Origin of the sequence: Mycetocola sp. JXN-3, assembly GCF_014522285.1 — a bacterium.
In the GTDB taxonomy this organism is placed as follows: Bacteria; Actinomycetota; Actinomycetes; order Actinomycetales; family Microbacteriaceae; genus Mycetocola; species Mycetocola saprophilus.
This window is the reverse complement of sequence record NZ_CP041635.1, coordinates 2604551-2627001: the sequence shown is the minus strand read 5'-3', so window position 1 is coordinate 2627001 and position 22451 is coordinate 2604551. Positions and strand designations below refer to the sequence as shown.

The window sequence follows — 22451 nt, the reverse complement described above, 5'->3', positions numbered from 1 at the left end:
CCCCACACCACACTCGGAAAGAGTCCTTCGTGATTACTCTTCATCGAGCGCTGAGTGTTGCGCCGCTGATCGGCGCGCTCGTGTTGGCACCGCTCATCGGTGCCGCACCCGCGCAGGCAGCCGGAGACAACACCCGCTCCTACACCTACTCGTCCTCGGTAGCCGCCGGCAAGCAGGCCCGATCGTTCGCGCTGGATGAGCGCAACGGTGCCCTCTATGTGCCCACCGACGATTCGAAATCCAAGACCGGCGCGCTGACCCGGGTGAGCACCCCGACCTTCACCGTGGGGGACAACTCGATCCCGTTCAGCAGCGGCATCGACAAGCTCGTGGTCGATCCGGCTACCAACACCGCCTTCGTCCCGCGTGCCCGCACCGCGGCCGACGATAAGAGCGGCATGCAGGGCAGCCTGGACGTGGTAGATCTGGCAAGCGGAAGCATCCTAAAGACCATTGCCGGGACACCCACCAGCGTGAGTTCGATGGCCTTCTATCCGGCCACCCGCACCGTGTATCTGGCCACCTCGACCCAGGTGGTCCCGGTGGGCATCGATTCCGGCACCGTGGGCGCCCCGATCTCGGTGAGCACCGCCAAGTTTCCGTCGCTCACAAACATCGTGATCGACCCCGCCGCGGGCAAGCTCTGGGTCGGGGATAAGGGCAGCGCGGATGTGATCACCGCCATCGACCTGAAAACCAACACCTGGCTCTCCTCGATCCAGATCGGCGTGGGCACCTTCGAATTCCCCGGCGGACCCATCGGCGGCTACCTGACCTCGCTCGGTATCGATCCGGTCCTGCACCACCTCTACGTCGCCTATGACGCCGACTGGATGAGCGATGACCAGGATGGCAAGCTCGTGGTGGTCGACACCGACACCAACCTGATCCTGGGCAGCCCGATCGGTCTCGGCGACACCACCCGCGGCATCGCCGTGGACGCCCGCAGCCACGAGGTCTATGTGACCTCCAGCGCCGATGCGGCCCTACGCGTGATCAGCCCCGACACCTGGACCTCGAAGATCGCCGTGGACTTTGTGACCGCCGGAGTGGTCCGCGACTACGGTGCCGGCAGCGCCAACCTCTGGGCCGTGGCCGCAGACCCCACCAATAACGCGGTGTTTGTCTCCCACCCGTATGATGGCAACCCGATCAGCGCGACCAACTCGGCGATCTCGAAGATCGCGGTGGCCGGAGCGCTGCCGGCCGTCAGCGCGCTGGCCCCGGCCCCCGGCCAGGACGGCACCGCCCCGACCAAGCCCGCCGAGCCCAACCCCGCCTTCACCGGGCCGAAGGCACCCGCGCTCGCCGCGGCACCCGCCGGGGCCGTGGACACCAGCGGCAACGCCCTCACCTGGGACATCTCGGACTACGCCAACGAGTGGGAAACCCACCCGTACGGCGAGGTTGCCGTCACCCGCGCCGGACTGTTCACCTTCTCGGGCGGACACGGTTGGAGCGACCCAAAGACCGGTGCCGCCCAGATCGGCTGGAGCGACGCGATCGAATACCGTCCCTACCCGGGACTCGCCCCCGACGTGTTCCTGACCTTCGCCAACCCCTACCTGATCCGCCAGGCCGACGGTTCGGCCGCGCTGAGTTTCGACGTGGCCTGGGGCGAGTCCAAGACCAACGTGTCGGCGGGATTCAAGCGCGTGACCGTGGCCACCTTCGCCGCGCTCAAACTTGAGGCACAGTCCGATGGCAGCACCAAGATTTCCGGAACCCCGGACTATGCGGGTCGTGTGTATCAGGCACCGGGTGAGGCGGCCTCGCCCAACTCGTTCCCCAAGTCGTTCATCGACTACCTGACCCCGGGCCTGCGCGGCTGGTGGATGACCACCTCGGCCTCGGCCGAGGGCAACGCTCGCAAGGTCCCCAACCCGCTCTCGGGCACCTTCACCACAACTAGCACCCCCTCCACCGCCAACGGTCCCGCCGTGGACGGGGGAGAGGGACACGGATCCACCCCGGATCCCTCGACCGACCCGAGTACCCCGCCGACCAGCCCGACCCCGGATCCCTCGACCGAGCCCAGCACCCCGCCCGGAAAGCCCGGAAGCATCACCGGTTCGGCGGTCTGGGGTGTGCACGACGCATTCCGCAAGTACATCCTCGGCGACATCGCCAAGGGATCGATCACCGGGACAGGAGGGGCCGTGGCCGATGCCGCCGGTATCGTCACCTTCCCGCTGACCGAAACCACGAAGGCACCGACCACCTCGATCGAGTTCTCCGGGACCGTGACCTACCTCGGTCACCTGGTGGGCGACACCTGGCAGCTGCGCAGCGTGCTCACCGATCCGCGGGTCGAGATTTCCGGAACCACGGCCTCGATCTTCGCCACCTACTCGGCTCGGTCGATGGGCGGCGTGGACACCCCGGCGGGTGCCCCGGTCCTGATCGCAACCGCGGACCTGTCCGGCTCGGTGCTGAAGACCGATGCCAATGGCTCGATCACGATCACCGCCGCACCGACCGTGCTGGCCGAAACCGGACGCGACCTGTTCGGTGGAACCTACCCGGCCGGTACCGCGCTGGCACCGCTGTCGCTCAAGGTGACGGTGACCCCGGCCACCGACCCGAGTACCCCGCCGACCAGCCCGACGCCGGAGCCGTCGACCGAGCCTTCGACGGGGCCGTCCACGGAGCCTTCGACTGGGCCTTCGACCGGGCCCTCGACTGGGCCTTCGACCGGGCCCTCGACCGGGCCTTCTACGGGTCCCTCGACCGGGCCGAGCGTGCCGCCGACCAGCCCGACCCCGGGGCCCTCGACCGAGCCCTCCACCGGGCCGAGCACTCAGCCTTCGACGCCGAGCACCCCGGACACCCGGGTCACCGTCCCGGTGACCGTGGGGAAGTCCAGCGTGGCCGTGGGTGGGACCGTGCACGTGTCCGCCGCCGGATTCGCCGCGGATGAGCCGGTGGAAATCTGGCTGCACTCGACCCCCGTGCGTCTGGCCGTGGTCAACGCGGACGCCCAGGGGCGTCTCGAAGCCGACGTGGCGATTCCCGCCGGTACTCCCGCCGGGGCGCACACGCTGATCCTCGAGGGCAAGACCGCCCGCGGTGAGATCCCGCTGACCGTGACCGGTGACCCCGCGGCCCCCGCCGCTGCCGGTGAACCGGGCGAGCTCTCGCAGACCGGTTCCGATGTGGCCGGAGCCCTGCTGGTGGGTGGGGTTCTCCTGCTGCTGGGCCTGGGATTTGTGCTCAAGCGTCGTCGCCCGGCCACGGCTGAGTAACACCTCGGGCCGCCGCGTTGCAGAACCCGGACGCCGCCTCATAAAACCCGGCCGCCGCGTCGTGATGCCCTCGGGCACCGCGGCGCGGCGGCTTTGGTGTGTGCGAGGGCCCCGGGGACCGTGATGTCGGGAGCGATGCGCGTAATTGGATGCGGGTATGGGCGGGGCGTCGTCCGTGACGGTGGTGCACGATACGCTGGGACCGTGAGTGATACATCCGTTCCCCGCCCCGGCGTAGGCCTGCCCGGCCCGCGCCCCGGCGAGCGTTCCGGCCGCGGCGACGAGTACACCGCGCCTTCCGCGGAGCACGCAACCTCCGCGCAGGCCACAGCTTCCGCAGAGCAGGCAGCCTCAGCGGAGCAGGCCACCACCGCCGAGCGCGCTCGGGCCGCCGAGGTGCTGGAACTGGATCGACGTGCCGAGGCGCTCGCCGAGATCGTCCGCGATCTGTCCGACACCCTGGATGCCTCCGATCGCATCACCCTGACCTCCGAGGAGAACCGATGATCCGCCTGGATGCCGCCCTAGCCGAGCGTGGCCTCGCCCGCTCCCGTTCGGCCGCGGCCGCGCTGATCGCCGAGGCCCGGGTTCGGGTGGACGGTGCCACGACCCTCAAGGCATCCACCAAGGTGTCCGAAAACCAGGAACTCTCGGTGGACGGCGACTCCCACTACGTGAGCCGTGCCGCCCACAAACTGCTGAGCGCGCTGGATAACTTCCCGGTGGATCCCACCGGCCGCGTCGCGCTGGACGCCGGCGCCTCCACCGGCGGCTTCACCCAGGTGCTGCGCGAGCGCGGCGCCCGCGAGGTGTTTGCGGTGGACGTGGGCCACGATCAGCTCGCCGCCTCCGTGCGCGCCGATGAGGGCGTGCGGGTCTTTGAGGGCCTCAACGTGCGTGACCTGCAGGGTCAGCACCTGCAGCATAAGAGCGTGACCAACTCCCTGCCGAGCCTCGTGGTTGGCGATCTCTCCTTCATCTCGCTGACCCTTGTGCTGCAAGCGCTGCGCGATGCGGCCGAGCCCGGGGCCGACTTCCTGCTGCTGATCAAGCCGCAGTTTGAGGTAGGCAAGTCGGGCATCAAGGAGGGGATCGTACGCAAGGCCGACCTCCGCGCCCATGCGATTGCCACCGTGCTGTGGCACGCCTGGGATCTGGGTCTGGCCACCGCGGGCCTGTTGCCCAGCCCGATCACCGGCGGCGCGGGCAACCTGGAATACCTGGTGTGGTTCCGTGATGCGAAGATTCACGACGCCGACCCTGCCGCGACCAGCGGAAATCCGTCAGAATGGGAAGAGACGGTGAAGAAGCTCGCCGCGGAGGGGAAGTCCACGGCATGACCACGGCCAATTTACGCCCGATCCTTGTTGTTTCACACACCGGACGGGACGACTCCATCGAGGCTGCCCTGCACGTTATCAACCAGCTGCGTCTGGCCGGGGCCACCCCGGTCTTGGAACGCAGCGAGCGGGACGACATCTGCGCGGCCGGCGTCGAAACCGGACCGGTCCTGCTGCTGGATGAGGACATCACCGCGGCCGATCTGGAAATCGTGATCGTGCTGGGAGGCGACGGGACGATCCTGCGCGCCTCCGAGCTGGTGCGCCGGCATCCAGCCCCGCTGCTGGGCATCAACCTGGGCCATGTCGGATTCCTCGCCGAGAGCGAGCGCGACGACCTGGACGACGCCGTACACCGGGCGATCAGCGGCGACTACGTGGTCGAGGAGCGCCTGACCCTGGCCGTGGCCGTGGAACAGGACGGCGAGATCGTCTACGAGACCTGGGCCCTCAACGAGGCCACCGTGGAAAAGGCCAGCCGCGAGCGCATGCTTGAGGTGCTGCTCGAGGTGGACGACCGCCCGCTGTCCTCCTTCGGATGCGACGGCGTTGTGGTCTCGACCCCCACCGGCTCCACCGCCTACGGATTCTCCGCCGGCGGCCCGGTGATCTGGCCCACCGTGGAGGCGATCATGCTGGTGCCGCTGAGCGCCCACGCGCTGTTCGCGCGGCCGCTCGTGGTGGCCCCCGAATCCTCGATCGGCATCCGCCTGCTTCAGCGCAATGCGGGGACCGGCGTGCTGTGGTGTGACGGACGTCGCACCTTCGAGCTGGGCCGCGGCGCGCACGTGATCGTGCGTCGCTCGGGTGTCCCGATCCGGCTGGCACGCCTGCACCAGGGTCCCTTCACCGATCGACTCGTACAGAAGTTCCGCCTGCCGGTGACCGGCTGGCGCGGAGACGGCAAGTGACCCACACTCGGGAAACACGCACACGCGGAGGAGCGTCATGATCGAAAGCATTGACATTCGGGATCTCGGCGTGATCGCGCAGGCATCGCTGCCGCTCGGTCCGGGATTTACCGCGATCACCGGGGAGACCGGCGCGGGCAAAACCATGGTGGTGACCGCGCTGGGCCTCCTGCTGGGAGGCCGGGCGGATGCCGCCGCCGTGCGCCGCGGCGCGCATCAGGCGAGTGTGGACGGCCGCTGGAACATCGACGAGGCAACAAGTGTGGCCGAGCGCGTGCGCGATGCCGGCGGACTGCTGGATGAGATCGGCGTGAACGAGGCGGGGGAGCACCGGGTTGAACTGACCCTGGGCCGCTCGGTATCCGCCGAGGGGCGCAGTCGCGCGCAGGTGGGCGGACGGTCGGCCCCGATCGGCGTGCTGGCCGAGCTGGGCGAAAAGCTCGTGGTTCTCCACGGACAGTCCGACCAGATGCGCCTGCGCACCGCCTCCGCCCAGCGCGATGCGCTGGACCGCTTCGCCGGCAAAAAGCTGCGCCGCGCGCTCACCGCGTACACCACCGCCTTCGAAACCTGGAAAACCACCCGCGAAACCCTGGCGATGCTGATCGAGCAGCGCGACCTGCGCCATGCCGAGGCCGAGCGCCTGCGGATCGCGCTGGAGGAGATCGAGGCCGCCGATCCTCAGCCTGGCGAGGAGGATGAGCTGACCGCGCTCGCCGAACGCCTCACCAACGTCGAGGACCTGCGCCTGGCCGCCGCCAGCGCCCGCGAGGCGCTCTCGGCGGAGGAGATCGAGGGTGGTGCCGATGTGTCGGCGCTGCTGGATCACGCGCGGCGTCAGCTGGAGCGCGCGGTGGGCTTTGACGCAACCCTCGCCCCGATCGTCGAACAGCTCACCGGGCTGGGCTATCAGGTCGCCGAGCTGACCGGCGAGCTCTCGACCTACCTGGCGACCCTCGACTCCGACGGTGCCCACGAGCTCGAACAGATTCAGGAGCGCCGCGCGCTGCTCTCCAACCTGGTACGCAAGCACGGTCCGCGCTACGAGGACGTGCTGGAACTGCGTGCGGTGGGCTCCCAACGCCTGCTGGAACTCGACTCCGACGAGTCGCGGATCGACGAACTGGGTGCCCGGGTCGAAACCGAGCATGCGGCCGTCCTGACCACCGCCGCCGAGCTGACGGCCGTGCGGACGGCCGCCGCCACCCGGATGTCGGCCGCGGTGTCCACCGAGCTGACGGCGCTGGCCATGGCCCAGGCCAAGGTGACCGTGGCCGTGGAGCCCCTGCCCGAGCCCGGCAGCCACGGTGCCGACCAGATCACCTTCCTGCTGGCCCCGCACAACGGTGCCGAGCCGCGTCCGGTGGCCAAGGGAGCCTCCGGCGGTGAGCTCTCCCGGGTCATGCTGGCCCTCGAGGTTGTTATCGCGACCAATGAGCCGCTACCCACGTTTGTGTTTGACGAGGTGGACGCCGGGGTCGGCGGGGCGGCGGCAATCGAGATCGGCCGACGCCTGGCGTCCCTCGCCCGCAGTGCCCAGGTCATCGTCGTGACCCACCTGGCCCAGGTCGCCGCCTTCGCCGGAAACCACCTGGCGGTGGTCAAGGATGACGACGGCCGCGTCACCGCCTCGAGTGTGCGCCAGCTGCGCGAGGATGAGCGCCTGGCCGAGATGGCCCGGCTGCTCTCGGGTCTGGCTGATTCGGAAAACGCGCTGGCCCACGCCGGGGAGCTACTCGCCCTGGCGGCTTCGGAAAACGCGGCTCCGTGAGTTCCTGTGCCCCACGCCGGGGAGCTACTCGCCCTGGCCGCCTCGGAAAACGCGGCCCCGTGATTTTCCTCGCTTCACACGACTCACCGAGTGCCGCGGCCCCCGCCGCGGCACTTTCCCCCGCCATCACGGCGGACTCCTCGTCCCCAGGACCCCGGCGCTAGCCGAGTCCCGATATTGCTGATAGGATCAAAGCCCGTGGTGAATAAATCAAACGCGGTATCTCAGAACGACACAACCAAGCATATTTTTGTGACCGGTGGTGTCGTTTCTTCGTTGGGCAAGGGGCTCACCGCCGCGAGCCTGGGCAACCTGCTGACCGCCCGCGGTCTGCACGTGGTCATGCAGAAGCTTGACCCGTACCTGAACGTCGATCCCGGAACGATGAACCCGTTCCAGCACGGCGAGGTCTTCGTGACCGACGACGGCGCCGAGACCGATCTTGATATCGGACACTACGAGCGCTTCCTCGACATCAACCTGTCCCAGGCGGCCAACGTGACCACCGGACAGATCTACTCGGAGGTCATCGCCAAGGAGCGTCGCGGCGAATACCTCGGTGACACCGTGCAGGTTATCCCGCACATCACCGATGAGATCAAGCGTCGCATGCGCCTGCAGGCCACCGAGGAACCCCGCCCCGACGTGATCATCACCGAGGTGGGTGGCACCGTCGGTGACATCGAATCCCAGCCGTTCATCGAGGCCGCACGTCAGCTGCGCCACGAGCTCGGCCGTCGCAACGTGTTCTTCGTGCACGTCTCCCTGGTTCCCTTCATGGGTGCCTCGGGTGAGCAGAAGACCAAGCCGACCCAGCACTCCGTTGCGGCCCTGCGCTCGATCGGTATCCAGCCCGACGCGCTGGTGCTGCGCTCGGACCGCCCGGTCACCGAGGCCAATAAGCGCAAGATTGCGCTGATGTGTGACGTCGAGGAAGAGGGCGTCATCAACACCGTTGACGTGCCCTCGATCTACCTGATCCCCTCGATGCTCAACAACCAGGGCCTCGACTCCTACATCATCGACCAGCTGGGCCTTGAAGCTGGCGAGGTCGACTGGTCCGGCGAATCCGGCTGGAACACCCTGCTGGACGCGGTCGCCGAGCCCAAGCACGAGGTCAACATCGGCCTGGTGGGTAAGTACATCGACCTGCCCGACGCCTACCTCTCGGTCACCGAGGCGCTGCGCGCCGGCGGGTTCGCCAACCAGACCAAGGTCAACCTGAGCTGGATCCCCTCGGATGACTGCGAGACCCCGGAGGGTGCCGCCAAGGCCCTGGCCGGACTCGACGGCATCTGCGTGCCCGGAGGCTTCGGCATCCGCGGCATCGAGGGCAAGCTGGGCGCGCTGAAGTTCGCCCGCGAGAACAAGATCCCGACCCTGGGCCTGTGCCTGGGTCTGCAGACCATGGTCATCGAGTACGCCCGGAACGAGGCCGGCCTGGCCGGAGCATCCTCGACCGAGTTCGACGAGAACACCGAGTTCCCGGTGATCGCGACCATGGCCGAGCAGGTCGACATCATCGCCTCGGGCGACATGGGCGGCACCATGCGTCTGGGTGAGTACGAGGCCGCACTGGCCCCGGGCTCGCTCGCCGCCGAGGTGTACGGATCCGAGCTCATCACCGAGCGTCACCGTCACCGCTACGAGGTCAACAACCGCTACCGCGACCAGATCGCCGAGGCCGGACTGGTCTTCTCGGGCACCAGCCCGAACGGTGACCTGGTGGAGTTTGTGGAGCTGCCGCGCGAGGTACACCCGTACTACATCGCGACCCAGGCGCACCCCGAGCTGCGCTCGCGTCCGAACCGTGCTCACCCGCTGTTCCGTGGTCTGGTAGCCGCGGCGCTGGAGCGTCACGACGCGACCAAGCTGTTCGCCGAGAACGGTGCCGAGAGCGTGGTCGCCGACTAACATGTCCGAACAGCTCCGGGACGTTCCCTCACACCCGCCCATCGCCTCCAGCGAGGCGGTGTTTGAGGGAGCGGTCTGGAACATTCGACGTGATGTGATCCGGTACCCCGGCGGTGATATCACCCGGGAGTATATGGATCACACCGGTGCGGTTGCGGTGCTGGTACTGGATGATCAGGAGCGTGTGCTGCTGATCCGCCAGTACCGGCACCCGATCCGCACCCGGGACTGGGAGCTGCCCGCGGGCCTGCTGGATATCGCCGGGGAGGACCCGCTGATCGGCGCGCAGCGCGAGCTGGCCGAGGAAGCCGATCTGGCCGCCACCGACTGGTCGCTGCTCTCCGAGTTTGCCACCAGCCCCGGCGGCAGCGACGAGGTTATCCGCATCTACCTGGCTCGCGGCATCAGCGACCTACCCGCGTTTGAACGCGAGGCCGAGGAAGCCGATATCGAGAAGCTCTGGATTCCGCTCGAGGAGGCCGTGGAGGCCGCCCTGGATCGCCGCATCCAGAACTCGCTGCTCGTGGTGGGCGTGCTGGCCGCCGAGGCTTCGCGCCGCCGCGGCTGGGCGAGCCTGGGCGATGCTCACGAGCCCTGGACCCGGCACCCGAAGTTCTCGACCGAGGACTAGCCCGTGGCCGCCGATCCGAAACGGCAGCTGGAAAACTATCTGCGCCATCTGAGCATCGAGCGGGGTCGCTCACACAACACCCTGCTCGCGTATCGGCGCGACCTGAACCGCTACCTGGCGTGGCTCGGCGAGCAGGACATTGCCGAGTTGGGAAACGTCAGCCCCGAACACATCGCGCTGTTTGGGCGCTCGCTCACCGAGTCGGGTCTCGCGGCGGCAAGCGTCGCCCGCATTCTGTCGGCCGTCCGCGGCTGGCACCGGTTCCTCCTGGAGGAGGGCGAGCTGGAGCGCGATAGCGCCCGCAAGGTCCTCCCGCCCAAGCTCCCCTCACGCCTGCCCAAGGCGCTGCGCATCGACGAGGTCGAGGCGCTGCTGGCGGCCGTGGCGGGGGATGATCCCCAGTCGCTGCGCGATCGTGCCCTGCTGGAACTGCTCTATGCGACCGGTGCCCGGGTCAGCGAGGCCGTGGACCTCAACGTGGACGACCTGATCGACGGCGACATCCTGCGCCTGCGCGGCAAGGGCAATAAGGAGCGCATCGTCCCGGTGGGCTCCTACGCGCGCGCGGCACTGGACGCGTACCTGGTGCGTGCCCGCCCGACCTTCTCCGCCCGCGGGCTGGCCACCCCGGCACTGTTCCTGGGGGCGCGTGGATCCCGGGTGTCCCGGCAAAACGCCTGGCTGATCATCCGCCGGGCCGCCGATCGGGCCCAGATCACCAGCGAAGTATCCCCACACTCGCTGCGTCACTCGTTTGCGACCCACCTGATGCAGGGCGGGGCCGACGTGCGTGTGGTTCAGGAGCTGCTGGGGCACTCCTCGGTGGCGACCACCCAGATCTATACCCGTGTCACCGCCGATTCGCTGCGCGAGATGTTTGTGCAGGCCCATCCGCGGGCCCGCTAGTCGCGTTTTTCCGCTCGATGGGTGCTCGCGAGCCTGATTATTCGGCTCGACGGGTGCCCGCCGGAGGACCGACTTTCTCGTTATCGGGATCCGGGGTGCAAACCCCGACGGGGGCGGCCTTTCCCGCGGTGACGCGAGTAGCGTGGAGGTGCGGGGACAGACCGTGCCTCGCGGAGGAGGAGAGCACCACATGAACATGAAGGCCGTACAGTACGTGGAAATCGGCCGTGCACCCGAGGTGCGCGAAATCCCGATTCCCGAGCCCAAACCCGGCCAGGTTCGGCTGCGGATTACCGCCGCGGGGCTCTGCCATTCGGACTGGTTTGTGATGGGGTTGCCGCAGTCGGTCATGGGGCATGCGCTGCCGATGACCCTGGGCCACGAGGCCGCCGGAATCGTCGACAAGCTCGGCGAGGGTGTCACCGAGTTCTCGGTCGGCGACGACGTGGCTGTTTACGGCCCCTGGGGCTGTGGCGCGTGCGATGAGTGCACCCGCGGGCGCGAAAACTACTGCCCGAACGCCGCCAAGCTGGGTATCCGCCCGCCCGGACTGGGCGCGCAGGGCGGGATGGCCGAATACATGATCGTCGATAGCGCACGCCACCTGGTTTCCCTGCAGGGCCTCGACCCGGTCGAGTTTGTTTCCCTGACCGATGCCGGGCTGACCCCGTACCACTCGATCAAACACCAGCTGGCCAACCTGCCCGCCGGCTCAACCGCCGTGGTGATCGGAACCGGTGGCCTCGGCCACGTGGGTATTCAGATCCTGCGGGCGCTGACCCCGGCCACGGTGATCGCGCTGGATGTGAACGAGGAAAAGCTCGCCCACGCCCGCGAGGTGGGGGCCCACCACGTGGTACTCTCCAACGCCGACGCTCCGGCGGCGATCCGCGCGCTCACCGGTGGCGTGGGGGCAGACGTGGTCTTCGACTTTGTGGGCGCCGCCCCGACCCTGGAAACCGCCCGGGCCTCGGTGCGGATCGACGGGGCGATCGAGGTGGTCGGCATCGGCGGCGGCAGCGTCCCGGTGGGCTATGGCACGGTTCCCGCCGGCGTCGGCGTGCGTGCGCCCTTCTGGGGCAGCCGCGGCGAGCTGATCGAGGTGCTGGCCCTCGCCCGCACCGGACAGCTGAAGGTCAGTGTGGAGCGCTTCGACATTGCCGATGCGCCCACCGCCTATGCCCGCCTGCACGACGGTTCGATCGTCGGCCGCGCGGTTGTGGTGCCGTGACCGCTTAGTCCTCGTTTCGCGTCCGGAGTGGCGTGGTGGAGTGCAGCGTCTCCTTCCCTGGTTTTCCGGGGGAGGAGGCGTTTTTTGCGGGGTGGGTGTGGAAACCAGGGGTGGTGTATGTGATGTTTTGGTGGTGTGGGGCGTGGCATCTTGTGGGTTTGCCGTACCCTGTTGAGGGGTGAGTACTCACCTCGGGGACGTGTGGTTCCTGGTTGGATGTTTGTGGCCTCGGGGGAGGCCGAACATGGATTTCCCAGGGGGCGTGGGAGTTGATTTGTTTTAGTAATGACGCGGCCGAGGTTTTGGCTGTTGCGGCGCAGTCGGCGGCTGATCGGTTGCGGGGGCAGTCGGTGGCGCGTCACGAACTGGTGTCGTATGCGTTGCTGGATTTCCAGGGTGTGTTTCGTACCCTGTTGAGCCAGAATTCGGGTGTTGAGGCCGAGGATCGGGGCCGGTTGGCGGGGAAGCTGATTGATTTGGCTGATCTGGTGCGTGAGGCGCGGGTGCGTGCGGATCAGGAACGAGATCGTTTGTCTCGGGTTGAGGCATGGAAACAGCGTGAGGAAGAGCGTCAGCGTCGTGCGGTGACGGGGGATCCGAGTCCGTATATTGTTGAGCCGCTTGTGGATGCGCCGCCGCGGGATCCGGTGGTGCGTGCGCCGTCGATCGCGGTGTCGTTTCGTCCGGGGGAGCGTCGTCGTAGTGTGGGGGCGGTGCCGTTTTGGGGCAGTGTGTCGGCTGATCCCGAGCATTTGCGTGGGTATGCCGGTGGGTGGCGCAGGCATGATGGGGTGCTGGGCGAGGAGTTGTCGCGGTTTCGGGGTGCGTGGGCGGGGTTTGTGGCGTCGTGTTCGTGGGTGCCGGTGGGAACGATGTCGTTGAGTGAGGGGTTTGAGGGGCTGCTTCGGGAAAATCAGAGTGATGCGGCGTGGATGGAGAGTGTTGCGGGGGCGTTTGAACAGGCCGGTGGGGGCGAGTTGAGCGCGTTGCAGGTGGTGTTGGCGATTCCGGTGGATCGGGTGGAGAGTCTTCAGGGTTTGTTGACGTCGGGAAGTTTGTCGGCGCAAGAGGTGGCGCAGGCGTGGGCGGTGTTGTCTGGGGAGGCTGGGTTTGATGAGTCGGGGTTCATTTTTCGGTTCGCGAACGTGTTGGGGAGTTTGGATGGGTTGCCGGCGTTGGTGCGAGTGCGGGCGAATCAGGAGCGGGCGGGTTCGTTGATTCGGGTCGCGGAGGTGGAGTTGGCCGAGGCGTTGGCGCTAACCGGTGGTGATGAGGCTGGGCGGGCGGGTTTGGTGGCGTATTTGCGACATGAGATTAAATATTTGCAGCAGGTGTCTGAGGGGAATGTGCAGTTGTATTTGTATGAGCGTGATCAGTCGCGGGTTGTGGAGATGGTGGGGATGCCGGGGCCGGATACGGTGCGGGCGGTGACGTATGTTCCGGGGACGTTCACGAACATGAATTCGTTTTTCGAAGGCGGAGTGCAGAAGATTTCAAAGTTCCTTGTTGACGAGGATGACACCACGGTGGCTTTTGTGTATAAGGACGGGCGGTTCCCGGGGGAGCAGCCGCGTTCGGTGAGAGCGCCGTGGATGTTTCGGATCGTGGAGGCTAATGCTCCTGGTGTGGCGGAGCGCAGTGGTGAGACGTTGTCGAGGTTTGAGCGGGGGATGAGGCTTGATCCGAGTTTGAGTTCGGTGAAGTACGACGCGATTGGTCATAGTTGGGGGCTGACTAATGTCACCAGTTCCGAGGTTTCGGGTACGCGGTATGACGGGGTGGTGTCGTTGGCTGGGGCGGGGATGTTGGAGGCGTGGAGGGCGAATCCGGATACGGCGTATGCAGATTTTTCCTACGATGACGTGTTGCAGCGGGGGCAATTGACCGGGGAAGTGTGGGGTGGGAGGAATCCGCGAAGTACCGGAGCGTTTGAGAAGGGCCCGTATTATCGTGGTCCTGATGACGGGGTTCTTGATCAGGGTCGGACAGAGGGTCGTCTTGATGGGGAGGTTGCGGGGGTGTTGATGGAAAACCACAACCTCGTGGCCACGAACGAGGACGCGAATCGACAATTGCTTGCCGATCTACAGAAATGGATGGGATAGATGCGTCAGTTAAATCTTGGTGCTGTCGCCATCGTGGTTGGCTTGACAGTCTGCTTGTCAGGGTGTGTAAGCCCTGAACGTGGTGTCGAGAATTCCAGGAGTGTTTCCCCAACTATTGATAAGGAAGCTGAGATGAATCCTGGTTTGACGTGGGAGCAGGCGAAGGGTGATTCGCAGAGGATGGAGCTGGAAATCGCGGATTTGGTGCCGAAAGAGGTTGTTGTCAGTATCGAACAGCGCGAAAAAGGGTCGCTTTTTTCTTGTACTGCGACTGAACATAATTGGAATGGTTCGACGATTGTGCGTCTTGTTCCGGGGACTGCGATCGATCCGATTACCCGTGTGCTCGGGGAGCACTACCGTGAGAGCAAATGGAGTGTCAACGGTTATATCGATATGGCCGGTGATTACATGGTTCAGCTGACATCGCGCCCGAGAGGTGAAAGCTATCTGTTCGGAGCCGGAGTGAAGCCTGACACGATTCGGGTTGGCTCAAGCTCAAAGTGTTTCACTCTTCCTGAAGATGTTTATCCTGGTGGGTCTTTTTAGGTGATGACGGGATTGCGGTGTCGTCTGTTGGATGAAGGTCGAGGGCTGCTTGTGATCATTGTGCTCAGGGGGTGGTGAGGTAGATGGTGCAGTCCAGGTTGGGTTTCATCGTTTTCGCTTTGATGACGGCCTTTGTTCTTGCGGGATGTTCGGTTCCGGCCTCGTCTGAACCGGGTCAAACCTCATCGTCAGCTTCTACGGTTCCGTCCTCGGAGGAGACTGAGATGAATCCTGGTTTGACCTGGGAGCAGGCGAAGGCTGATTCGCAGAGGATGGAGTTGGAAATTGCGGATTTGGTTCCTGAGGATAAGGTTTTGAGGATTGAACAGCAGACCTCGGGTGTTGTCACTGCATGCACTGCGACTCAACATAATTGGACTGGATCGACAACGGTAACTCTCATTCCGGGGACTCCCATTGAGCCGATTACCCGTGCGCTCGAGGACCATTACCCTGAGAGCAAATGGAGTGCCGACGGTTATATCGATATGGCCGGTGACTACATGGTTCAGCTGACATCACGCCCGAGAGGTGAGAGCTATCTGTTCGGGCAGGGCGTCTATCCGGACACCATTCGGATTGATTCGAGCTCAACGTGTTTCACGTTGCCGGAGGATAAGTTGCCGGGTGATGAGTTTTAGAGGTATTTCTGAGGTTCACGAATGGTCGACAACGAGCGGACTTTGCATAGCGTCCGGATGTTGGTGAGTGGGTGTTTGGATCGCGTGGTTTCAGTGCTGTACCTGTTTCGGTGCTGCTGATGGCTTTTTCTGGTTGTTCGCTTCTTGCACCGACCGAGCCGGGGCAGCGTGTGGGATCTGACTTGCCAGGTTCTGACTCGTCCGAAGAGACCGAGATGAACCCTGGTTTGAGGATGGAGTAGCAAGTACGCGTGTCCAGAGCGGCCTTAGCAAACTGCCGATGCGTTCATCATCTATGCCACTCGCCGATCGTAACCTTATGCAGAAATGGCCCGGAATCCGAGGATTCTGGGCCATTTTCGGGTGCTTAGCGGGGGTCGCGTCCCGGGCGGAGGCGGGCGATCCAGTACACCACCACGGCCGACACCAGGAAGGCCACCACGACGCCCAGACAGTAGAGCGCCACGACGCCGTAGCCGTTTGCCGGGTTGAGGAAGGGGTAGGGAACCCAGCCGTCGGTCGCGCCGCGGATCAGGACCACGATGGTCCACACCGCCGGATACACGAGCACCCACCAGAAGGTGCGCCAGGGCAGGGTGACCCGGTCGGTGAAGACGATCCAGTCGAGGACCGCGATGATCGGGAACAGGACGTGCATCACGAAGTTGCTCCAGGGCAGCGAGGCCCCGCCATCCACCCCAACCAGCAGCGTGTTATAGACGATGCCCACCACGGCCATATAGGACACCGCGAACCCGCGGGCGAGGCTCCAGCCGAGGGAGAGGGCACGTCCGCTCAGACTGCGAATGGCCACCACGATCAGGACGACACCCATCAGCAGGTTGTTCTGGATCGTGAAGTATCCAAAGAAGTTAAACGGGTTGACCGGCCCCTGGCTCGCCGAATGGATCAGCGAGCCGGTGATCGCCGCGAGCGTGAGCAAACCAAACGCAACGCGAACGATGCCCGCGACCGGATGGGCCGCGAGGCCGAGGCGAGGCTGTGTGATGGTACTCATGATCTCCCTAACGCTGCGGGTGGCTCGATGTGCCGCTGAGGGGAGTCTAGGGGTAGCGGGGCCCGCGGGAAAAGAGAAGGCGGTCGAAGGACATCGTGGCGGACCGGCGTCCACCGCCTCAACCCGTGAGGATGCCCTCGCTCGGAGCGTTGGCTTCGCGGAAATGGCGGACGGGCGCGCCCTCGGTGGTGATGTGGGTGGTCGCCGGTAGAATCGGTATGCAACCGCAGGAATTCGCCGGACGTTGGGATACGCAGTGGCAAGAGCAGGACAGAACACACCGCTTGAGGGCATCGACTTCGGCCCGACCGGCCGCATTCAGACCGAGTTCCCCGAGCCGGCCCCGCTGTCCGAGCACGGTCCCGCGCGCATCATCTCGCTGTGCAATCAGAAGGGTGGCGTGGGCAAAACCACCACGACCATCAGCATGGGAGCCGCGCTTGCCGCCTACGGCCGCCGCGTCCTCGCGGTCGACTTCGACCCGCAGGGTGCGCTGAGCGCCGGCCTCGGCGTGGTGGCCCACGACACCCCCACGATCTATGACCTGCTGCTGGGGCACACCAAGGACCCGCACGAGGCGATCGTCTCGACCAAGGTGCCCGGGCTCGACCTGATCCCCGCCAACATCGACCTGTCCGCCGCCGAGGTGCACCTGGTGGGTGAGGTTGCCCGCGAGCAGATCTTCGCCAGCGTGCTGCGTAAGGTCAGCGCCGAATACGACGTGATCCTCGTGGACTGCCAGCCCTCTCTGGGGCTGCTAACCGTCAACGCTCTCACCGCCTCCCACGGCGTACTGATCCCGCTGGAGTGCGAGTTCTTCGCGCTGCGCGGGGTGGCCCTGCTGATCGAGACCATCGACAAGGTGCGCGACCGCCTGAACCCGGCGATCAAGCTCGACGGTATCCTCGCCACCATGTACGACTCCCGTACCCTGCACTCGCGCGAGGTCCTGGAGCGCGTGGTCGAGGCGTTTGGCGACTCGGTGCTGGAGACCGTGATCGGTCGCACCGTGAAGTTCCCCGACGCCAGCGTGGCCGGGGTTCCGATCACCGATTTTGCGCCGGAGCATCAGGCTGCCAAGGCCTACCGTCAGCTCGCGCGTGAGCTGGTAGCGCGTGGTGCCGTCGCCTGATCCGGTCCTAGTGGCCCCGGAATCCGGGGTGTTTCGGGTTGCCCTGGATAACTTCGACGGCCCGTTTGACCTGCTGCTGACCCTGATCGGCAAGCGCGAACTCGACATCACCGAGATCGCCCTCTCGGCGGTCACCGACGAGTTTTTGGAGTACCTGCGCGGGCTCGATGCGGCCGAGGAGATGGACAAGGCCTCGGAGTTCATCGTGGTGGCGGCGACCCTGCTGGATCTGAAGATCGCCGGGCTGCTGCCCCAGGGCGAGGTGGTGGACGCCGAAGATGCGGCCCTGCTCGAAGCCCGCGACCTCCTGTTCGCCCGGCTGCTGCAGTACCGCGCCTTTAAGGAGGCCGCACGCTGGTTTGAGGAGCGGCTTCGGGTGGAATCGACCCGGCATCCGCGTACGGTGCGCCTGGAGGAGAAGTTCCGCGCCCGCACCCCCGAACTGCACTGGACGCTGGGACCGCAGGACTTCGCCGCGCTCGCGCTGATCGCGCTGACCCCGCGGGAGATCCCCACCGTGGGCCTCGACCACCTGCACGCGCCGCTGGTGAGCATCCGCGAGCAGGCCGCGCACCTGGTGGCGATGCTACGCGGGGGAGAACCGAAGAGCTTCCGGGAACTCGTGTCGGGGGTGAGCGAGCGCGGGATCGTGGTCGCCCGTTTCCTGGCGCTGCTGGAGCTGTACCGCCATGCCGCGGTGACCTTTGAACAGATCGAACCGCTAGGTGAACTCACCGTGACCTGGAGCGCGCTCGACTGGGATGCCCAAAACCTCGTGAACCTCGGAGCCGACTATGACAACTGAGCCGCTGTCCGCCGAAACCCTGGCTGCGGAGCCGACGGTCGCGGGCACCTCGATGGCCGAGCCGCTGGCTGCCGAGGCACAGCCTGCTGAATCCCGGGCCGCCGAATCCCTGGCTGCGGACGCTTCGGGTGCCGAACCCGCCGCGGACTCCCCGCTCGCCCCGCATGCGGCCGCCGACCTCCCGCTGGAGCGTGCGCTCGAGGCGATCCTGATCGTTGCCGACGAGCCCCAGCCGCTGGTAGACCTGGCCTCGGCCGTGGGGGCACCGCTGCGTGAGGTGCGCCAGGCGATCACCAACCTGGTGGCCGACTTCGACGGGCTGCTCTCCGGAAGCGTGCGCCGCGGATTCGAGCTGCGCGAGGTGGGTGGCGGCTGGCGAATCTATGTCCGCACCGACTATGACGAGGTCGTGACCGACTATGTGCACACCCAAAATCCCGCCCGTTTATCGCCCGCAGCCCTGGAAACACTGGCCGTGATCGCCTATAAGCAGCCGATCACCCGCGGTGCGGTAGCAGCCATCCGTGCAGTCAACGTAGACTCGGTGGTGCGCACGCTCGCCGGCCGTGGCCTCATCACCGAGGTATTCACCGATTCCGAGACCGGCGCCATACACTACGGCACCACCGATCTGCTGCTCACCCAGTTGGGACTGAACTCCCTGGACGAGCTCCCGCCGATCTCACCGCTGCTGCCCGATGGTGCGGACGGATTCGACTCCGACCTGCGCCCTGCCTGACCACAGAATAGGAAACCTCGCGGATGCCCGCTTCCCCGCTTCACCCCACCAACCAGCCCGACGGCGTACGCCTGCAGAAGGTGCTCGCTCAGCGCGGTGTCGCCTCCCGCCGCGTGTGTGAGGACATGATCACCGCCGGTCGGATCGAGGTGAACGGTCAGGTTGTGACCGAACTCGGTCGCCGCATCGACCCCGAGGTTGACCTCGTCTCGGTGGACGGCCAGGCCGTTCAGCTCGACGAGACCAAGCGTTATGTGATGCTGAACAAGCCGGTGGGTGTGGTTTCCTCCCTCGCCGATGAAAACGGTCGTCCCGACCTTTCGGCGTACACCTCGGAGTTCGAGGAGCGCGTGTACAACGTGGGTCGCCTCGACCAGGAGACTTCGGGTCTGATCATCCTCACCAACGATGGTGAGCTGGCCAACGTTCTCGCGCACCCCTCCTTCGGTGTGACCAAGACCTATATCGCCCGGGTATCCGGCACCATCACCCAGGCCACGATCACGCGCCTGCTGCGCGGCATCGAGCTGGATGACGGCCCGATCCGTGCCGACCGCGCTCGCCTGATGGACGAGTCGGGCAAGACCTCGATGATCGAGATCACCCTGCACTCGGGTAAGCACCGCATCGTGCGCCGCATGCTGGCCCACGTCGGTCACCCGGTCATCGACCTGGTGCGCCGCTCGTTTGGACCGCTGCACCTGGGCACCCTGCCGCAGGGCCGCTACCGCGAGCTCAGCGCCGCCGAGCTGGGTCGCGTGCTGACCCTGGCCCGCAAGGCCAGCGCCCAGCCGGCCGAGCACATCGAGATCGATCACATTGAGCGCCGTCAGGCCGAGCGTGAGCGTGAGGACCGCGAGGCCAAGCGCAACGGCGGCTACCGTGCTCAGCGCGGCGGCGAGCGTGGTGCCTACGTGCCCACCGAGCGTGGCCCCAAGCGCACCGGCCGTGACGAGCGTCGCGGCGAGCGTGGACCGCGCGAGGGTGGACCCCGTGAGCGTGGCTTCAACCGCGAGGATCGTGCACCCCGCGAGGGTGGCTATGGCCGGGACAACCGGGGCGAGGGTCGCGGCGGTTACGACCGCGCTCCGCGTGAGGGTGGCTACAACCGCGATGCACGCGGCGGCTACGACCGGGACAACCGGGCACCTCGCGAGGGCGGCTACAGCCGTGACAACCGCGGCGAGAACCGTGGCGGCTACGCCCGTGACGAGCGTGGCGGACGCGGCGGCTATGACCGCGGAACCCGCGAGGGCGGCTACAACCGCGACAACCGCGGCGAAAACCGTGGCGGCTACGCTCGCGACGAGCGTGGCGGACGCCCCGAGCGTTCGGGCCACGGCGACCGTGCCGGCCGTCCCGAGCGCGGCGACTACCGTGCCCGCGGTGCCGGGGCACAGGACCGTGGCGGTCGCTCCGGTGGCGAGCGTCGCGATGACTATCGCGCCGCCGGCCCCAAGAGTGCCGGCCCCAAGAGTGCCGGACCCAAGCAGCCCGGCCGTGGTGGCGAGCGTCGCGATGGCGGCCCGCGCGGCGGCGGCGAGCGTTTCGGCCGGGACGACCGCAAGCGCTACTAACAAACCGAGGTTTGTCACCACACCCGATCTGAGATAAACAGGAACGATGGTAGAACAGAAATCCAACGCGACCCGCACCCAGGGTCCGGTCCGCATCGTTGGTGCCGGTCTGCTGGGGGCGAGTCTCGGGCTGGCGCTGCGGGACAAGGGTGTCGAGGTTATCCTCGATGATGCCTCACCCAGCAACCTGCGTCTGGCCGTCGACTACGGTGCCGGACGCCTGCCCGCCGCGGGGGACGCCCCCCGCCTGGTGATCGTGTGTGTCCCGCCGGATGTGGTGGCCGACGCGGTCGAGCGCGCGCTCGCCGACTACCCCGACGCCGTGGTCACCGATGTGGCCAGCGTCAAGCTGGCACCGCTGCGCACCCTCGAGGCGCGCGGCATCGACCTGACCCGCTACATCGGTTCCCATCCGATGGCCGGACGCGAGCGCGGCGGGGCGATCTCCGCCCGCGCCGACCTGTTCTTCGGGCGTCCCTGGGTGATCTGCCGCGACGAGGAAACCCGCCGCGAAGACCTGGCCCTGATCGAGGCTGTGGCGCTGGATGTGGGCGGCGTGCTGATCGAGATGACCCCCGAGGAGCACGACGCCTCGGTGGGCCTGGTTTCGCACCTGCCGCAGCTGGTGTCCAGCCTGCTGGCTGCGGGCCTCGCCGATGCCCCCGATACCGCGATTCAGCTGGCCGGTCAGGGCCTGCGCGACACCACTCGGCTCGCCTCGAGCGCGCCCGAGCTGTGGCTGCAGATCCTCGCCGCCAACTCGGGTCCCGTGGTCGAGGCCCTCGAGGCGATGATCGCCCGTCTCGGCGCGGTCACCGAGGCCCTGCGCGACCCGGACGCCCCCGGTGCCCGCCGCGCGGTGGCCGATGCGATGGCCGCCGGTAACTCCGGTGTCGCCCGGATCCCCGGCAAGCACGGCCAGTCACAGCGGTTTGCCACCATCGTGGTGATGGTGGACGATACTCCCGGCCAGCTGGGCCGGCTCCTCACCGAGCTCGGTGAGATCAATGTCAACATGGAGGACCTGCGCCTGGAGCACTCACCGGGTGCCCAGATCGGCCTGGCCGAGATCGCGGTCCTTCCCGAGGTTAAGCAGCGCACCATCGAGGATCTCGGGGCGCGCGGCTGGAGAATCGCGAGCGTATAGATGTCAAACGTATTTGTGGTGGCCGTCGATGGCCCGGCCGGCAGCGGCAAGTCCTCGGTCTCCAAGGCCGCGGCGAAGCAGCTGGGTTTTGCCTACCTGGACACCGGTGCCGCCTACCGCGCGCTGGCCTGGTACCTGGATGACTCCGGGGTCGATGGTTCGGACACCGCGCTGGTGATCGCCTCACTGCCGGGATTCGAGTACCGCATCGGTACCGATCCCGACGAGTATTTTGTGCTGGTGGGATCCACCGAGGTCACCGAGGCCATCCGCGAACCGCGTATTTCGGCGCTGGTGAGCCAGGTCGCCCGGGTTCCCGAGGTCCGCACCTTCGTCAACAACCTGTTCCGCACCATTATTGCCTCGACCGAAAAGCCGGGTATTGTGGTCGAGGGACGCGACATCACAACCGTGGTGGCTCCGGACGCTCCGGTTCGGATTCTGCTCACCGCCTCGGAAGAGGTGCGCGCCGCACGCCGGGGAGCCGAGCTCACCGGTGATGCCGCCAAGACCGCGGCCGAAGCACTCGCCAAGCGGGATCGTGCCGATTCCGCCGTGACCGAGTTCATGACCGCCGCCGAGGGTGTCTACACCCTCGATTCCACCCACCTCGATTTCCCGGCCACCATTGCCGCGGTTGTCGAGCGGGTACACAACGGGCTCGCAACACCTGAGCCAGCACACACAACCGAATAGACCCTCCGGTGTCCACCGACCCCGGGGGTACGACCGCCTAGCGGTCACCACCGAGCCCGCAACACCTGGGCTCCCTTCAGAAAGAGAACACCG

Annotated in this window: 18 protein-coding genes and 1 pseudogene; 18 read left to right on the top strand and 1 reads right to left on the bottom strand. The window is 66.5% G+C overall.

From position 1 onward, the window contains the following. Positions 1–29: 29 nt before the first annotated feature. From C7C57_RS11915 to C7C57_RS11860, 12 genes are all read left to right on the top strand, one after another. Positions 30–3245, top strand: a complete 3216-nt coding sequence (locus C7C57_RS11915; protein WP_187976592.1) for an HtaA domain-containing protein — start codon at positions 30–32, stop codon at positions 3243–3245. Between the two features lie 204 nt (positions 3246–3449). Continuing rightward, positions 3450–3752, top strand: coding sequence for a hypothetical protein (locus tag C7C57_RS11910; protein WP_187976591.1), 303 nt, complete (start codon positions 3450–3452; stop codon positions 3750–3752). After that, complete coding sequence (locus C7C57_RS11905) at positions 3749–4585, top strand: TlyA family RNA methyltransferase (protein WP_121688451.1); 837 nt, start codon at positions 3749–3751, stop codon at positions 4583–4585. Before C7C57_RS11910 ends, C7C57_RS11905 begins: the two co-directional genes overlap by 4 nt. Next, positions 4582–5496, top strand: a complete 915-nt coding sequence (locus C7C57_RS11900; protein ID WP_187976590.1) for an NAD kinase — start codon at positions 4582–4584, stop codon at positions 5494–5496. Before C7C57_RS11905 ends, C7C57_RS11900 begins: the two co-directional genes overlap by 4 nt. Positions 5497–5533: 37 nt before the next feature. Next, positions 5534–7267: a DNA repair protein RecN gene (gene recN / locus C7C57_RS11895; RefSeq protein WP_187976589.1), complete on the top strand. Its 1734-nt coding sequence runs from the start codon at positions 5534–5536 to the stop codon at positions 7265–7267. 201 nt (positions 7268–7468) lie between these two features. After that, a complete protein-coding gene (locus tag C7C57_RS11890; RefSeq protein ID WP_043321320.1) occupies positions 7469–9181 on the top strand; it encodes a CTP synthase in 1713 nt (570 codons plus the stop codon). A gap of 1 nt (position 9182) precedes the next feature. Further along, on the top strand, positions 9183–9812 hold the full coding sequence (locus tag C7C57_RS11885; RefSeq protein ID WP_187976588.1) for an NUDIX hydrolase: 630 nt from the start codon (positions 9183–9185) through the stop codon (positions 9810–9812). Between the two features lie 3 nt (positions 9813–9815). After that, on the top strand, positions 9816–10718 hold the full coding sequence (gene xerD / locus C7C57_RS11880) for a site-specific tyrosine recombinase XerD (protein ID WP_187976587.1): 903 nt from the start codon (positions 9816–9818) through the stop codon (positions 10716–10718). 196 nt (positions 10719–10914) lie between these two features. Continuing rightward, a complete protein-coding gene (locus C7C57_RS11875) occupies positions 10915–11949 on the top strand; it encodes an NAD(P)-dependent alcohol dehydrogenase (protein WP_187978366.1) in 1035 nt (344 codons plus the stop codon). 350 nt (positions 11950–12299) lie between these two features. Then, positions 12300–14054: a hypothetical protein gene (locus C7C57_RS11870; RefSeq protein ID WP_187976586.1), complete on the top strand. Its 1755-nt coding sequence runs from the start codon at positions 12300–12302 to the stop codon at positions 14052–14054. Beyond that, on the top strand, positions 14055–14603 hold the full coding sequence (locus tag C7C57_RS11865; RefSeq protein WP_187976585.1) for a hypothetical protein: 549 nt from the start codon (positions 14055–14057) through the stop codon (positions 14601–14603). 236 nt (positions 14604–14839) lie between these two features. Beyond that, entirely contained in the window at positions 14840–15244 is a 405-nt protein-coding gene (locus C7C57_RS11860) for a hypothetical protein (protein ID WP_187976584.1), read from the top strand. A gap of 367 nt (positions 15245–15611) precedes the next feature. Here C7C57_RS11860 and C7C57_RS11855 read toward each other — a convergent pair whose 3' ends face one another. Continuing rightward, the gene (locus C7C57_RS11855) at positions 15612–16262 is read right to left on the bottom strand and encodes a Pr6Pr family membrane protein (protein WP_187976583.1); all 651 of its coding nucleotides are present in this window, start codon (positions 16260–16262) and stop codon (positions 15612–15614) included. A gap of 256 nt (positions 16263–16518) precedes the next feature. Here C7C57_RS11855 and C7C57_RS11850 point away from each other — a divergent pair, with 256 nt between their 5' ends. The 6 genes and pseudogenes from C7C57_RS11850 (at position 16519) to cmk (ending at position 22358) form a co-directional block, all read left to right on the top strand. Further along, positions 16519–17394 (top strand): ParA family protein, encoded by an 876-nt coding sequence (locus C7C57_RS11850; RefSeq protein ID WP_187976582.1) that lies wholly within the window; start codon positions 16519–16521, stop codon positions 17392–17394. Further along, positions 17378–18199 (top strand): ScpA family protein, encoded by an 822-nt coding sequence (locus C7C57_RS11845; RefSeq protein WP_187976581.1) that lies wholly within the window; start codon positions 17378–17380, stop codon positions 18197–18199. The genes C7C57_RS11850 and C7C57_RS11845 overlap by 17 nt, the downstream gene beginning before the upstream one ends. Then, on the top strand, positions 18189–18938 hold the full coding sequence (gene scpB, locus C7C57_RS11840) for an SMC-Scp complex subunit ScpB (protein WP_187976580.1): 750 nt from the start codon (positions 18189–18191) through the stop codon (positions 18936–18938). The genes C7C57_RS11845 and scpB overlap by 11 nt, the downstream gene beginning before the upstream one ends. Before the next feature lie 23 nt (positions 18939–18961). Continuing rightward, a pseudogene (locus tag C7C57_RS15855) lies at positions 18962–19726 on the top strand (pseudouridine synthase); the annotation flags it as partial. 835 nt (positions 19727–20561) lie between these two features. Further along, positions 20562–21662, top strand: a complete 1101-nt coding sequence (locus C7C57_RS11830; RefSeq protein ID WP_187976579.1) for a prephenate dehydrogenase — start codon at positions 20562–20564, stop codon at positions 21660–21662. Further along, the gene (gene cmk, locus C7C57_RS11825) at positions 21663–22358 is read left to right on the top strand and encodes a (d)CMP kinase (protein ID WP_187976578.1); all 696 of its coding nucleotides are present in this window, start codon (positions 21663–21665) and stop codon (positions 22356–22358) included. It begins immediately after the preceding gene. Positions 22359–22451: the final 93 nt, after the last annotated feature.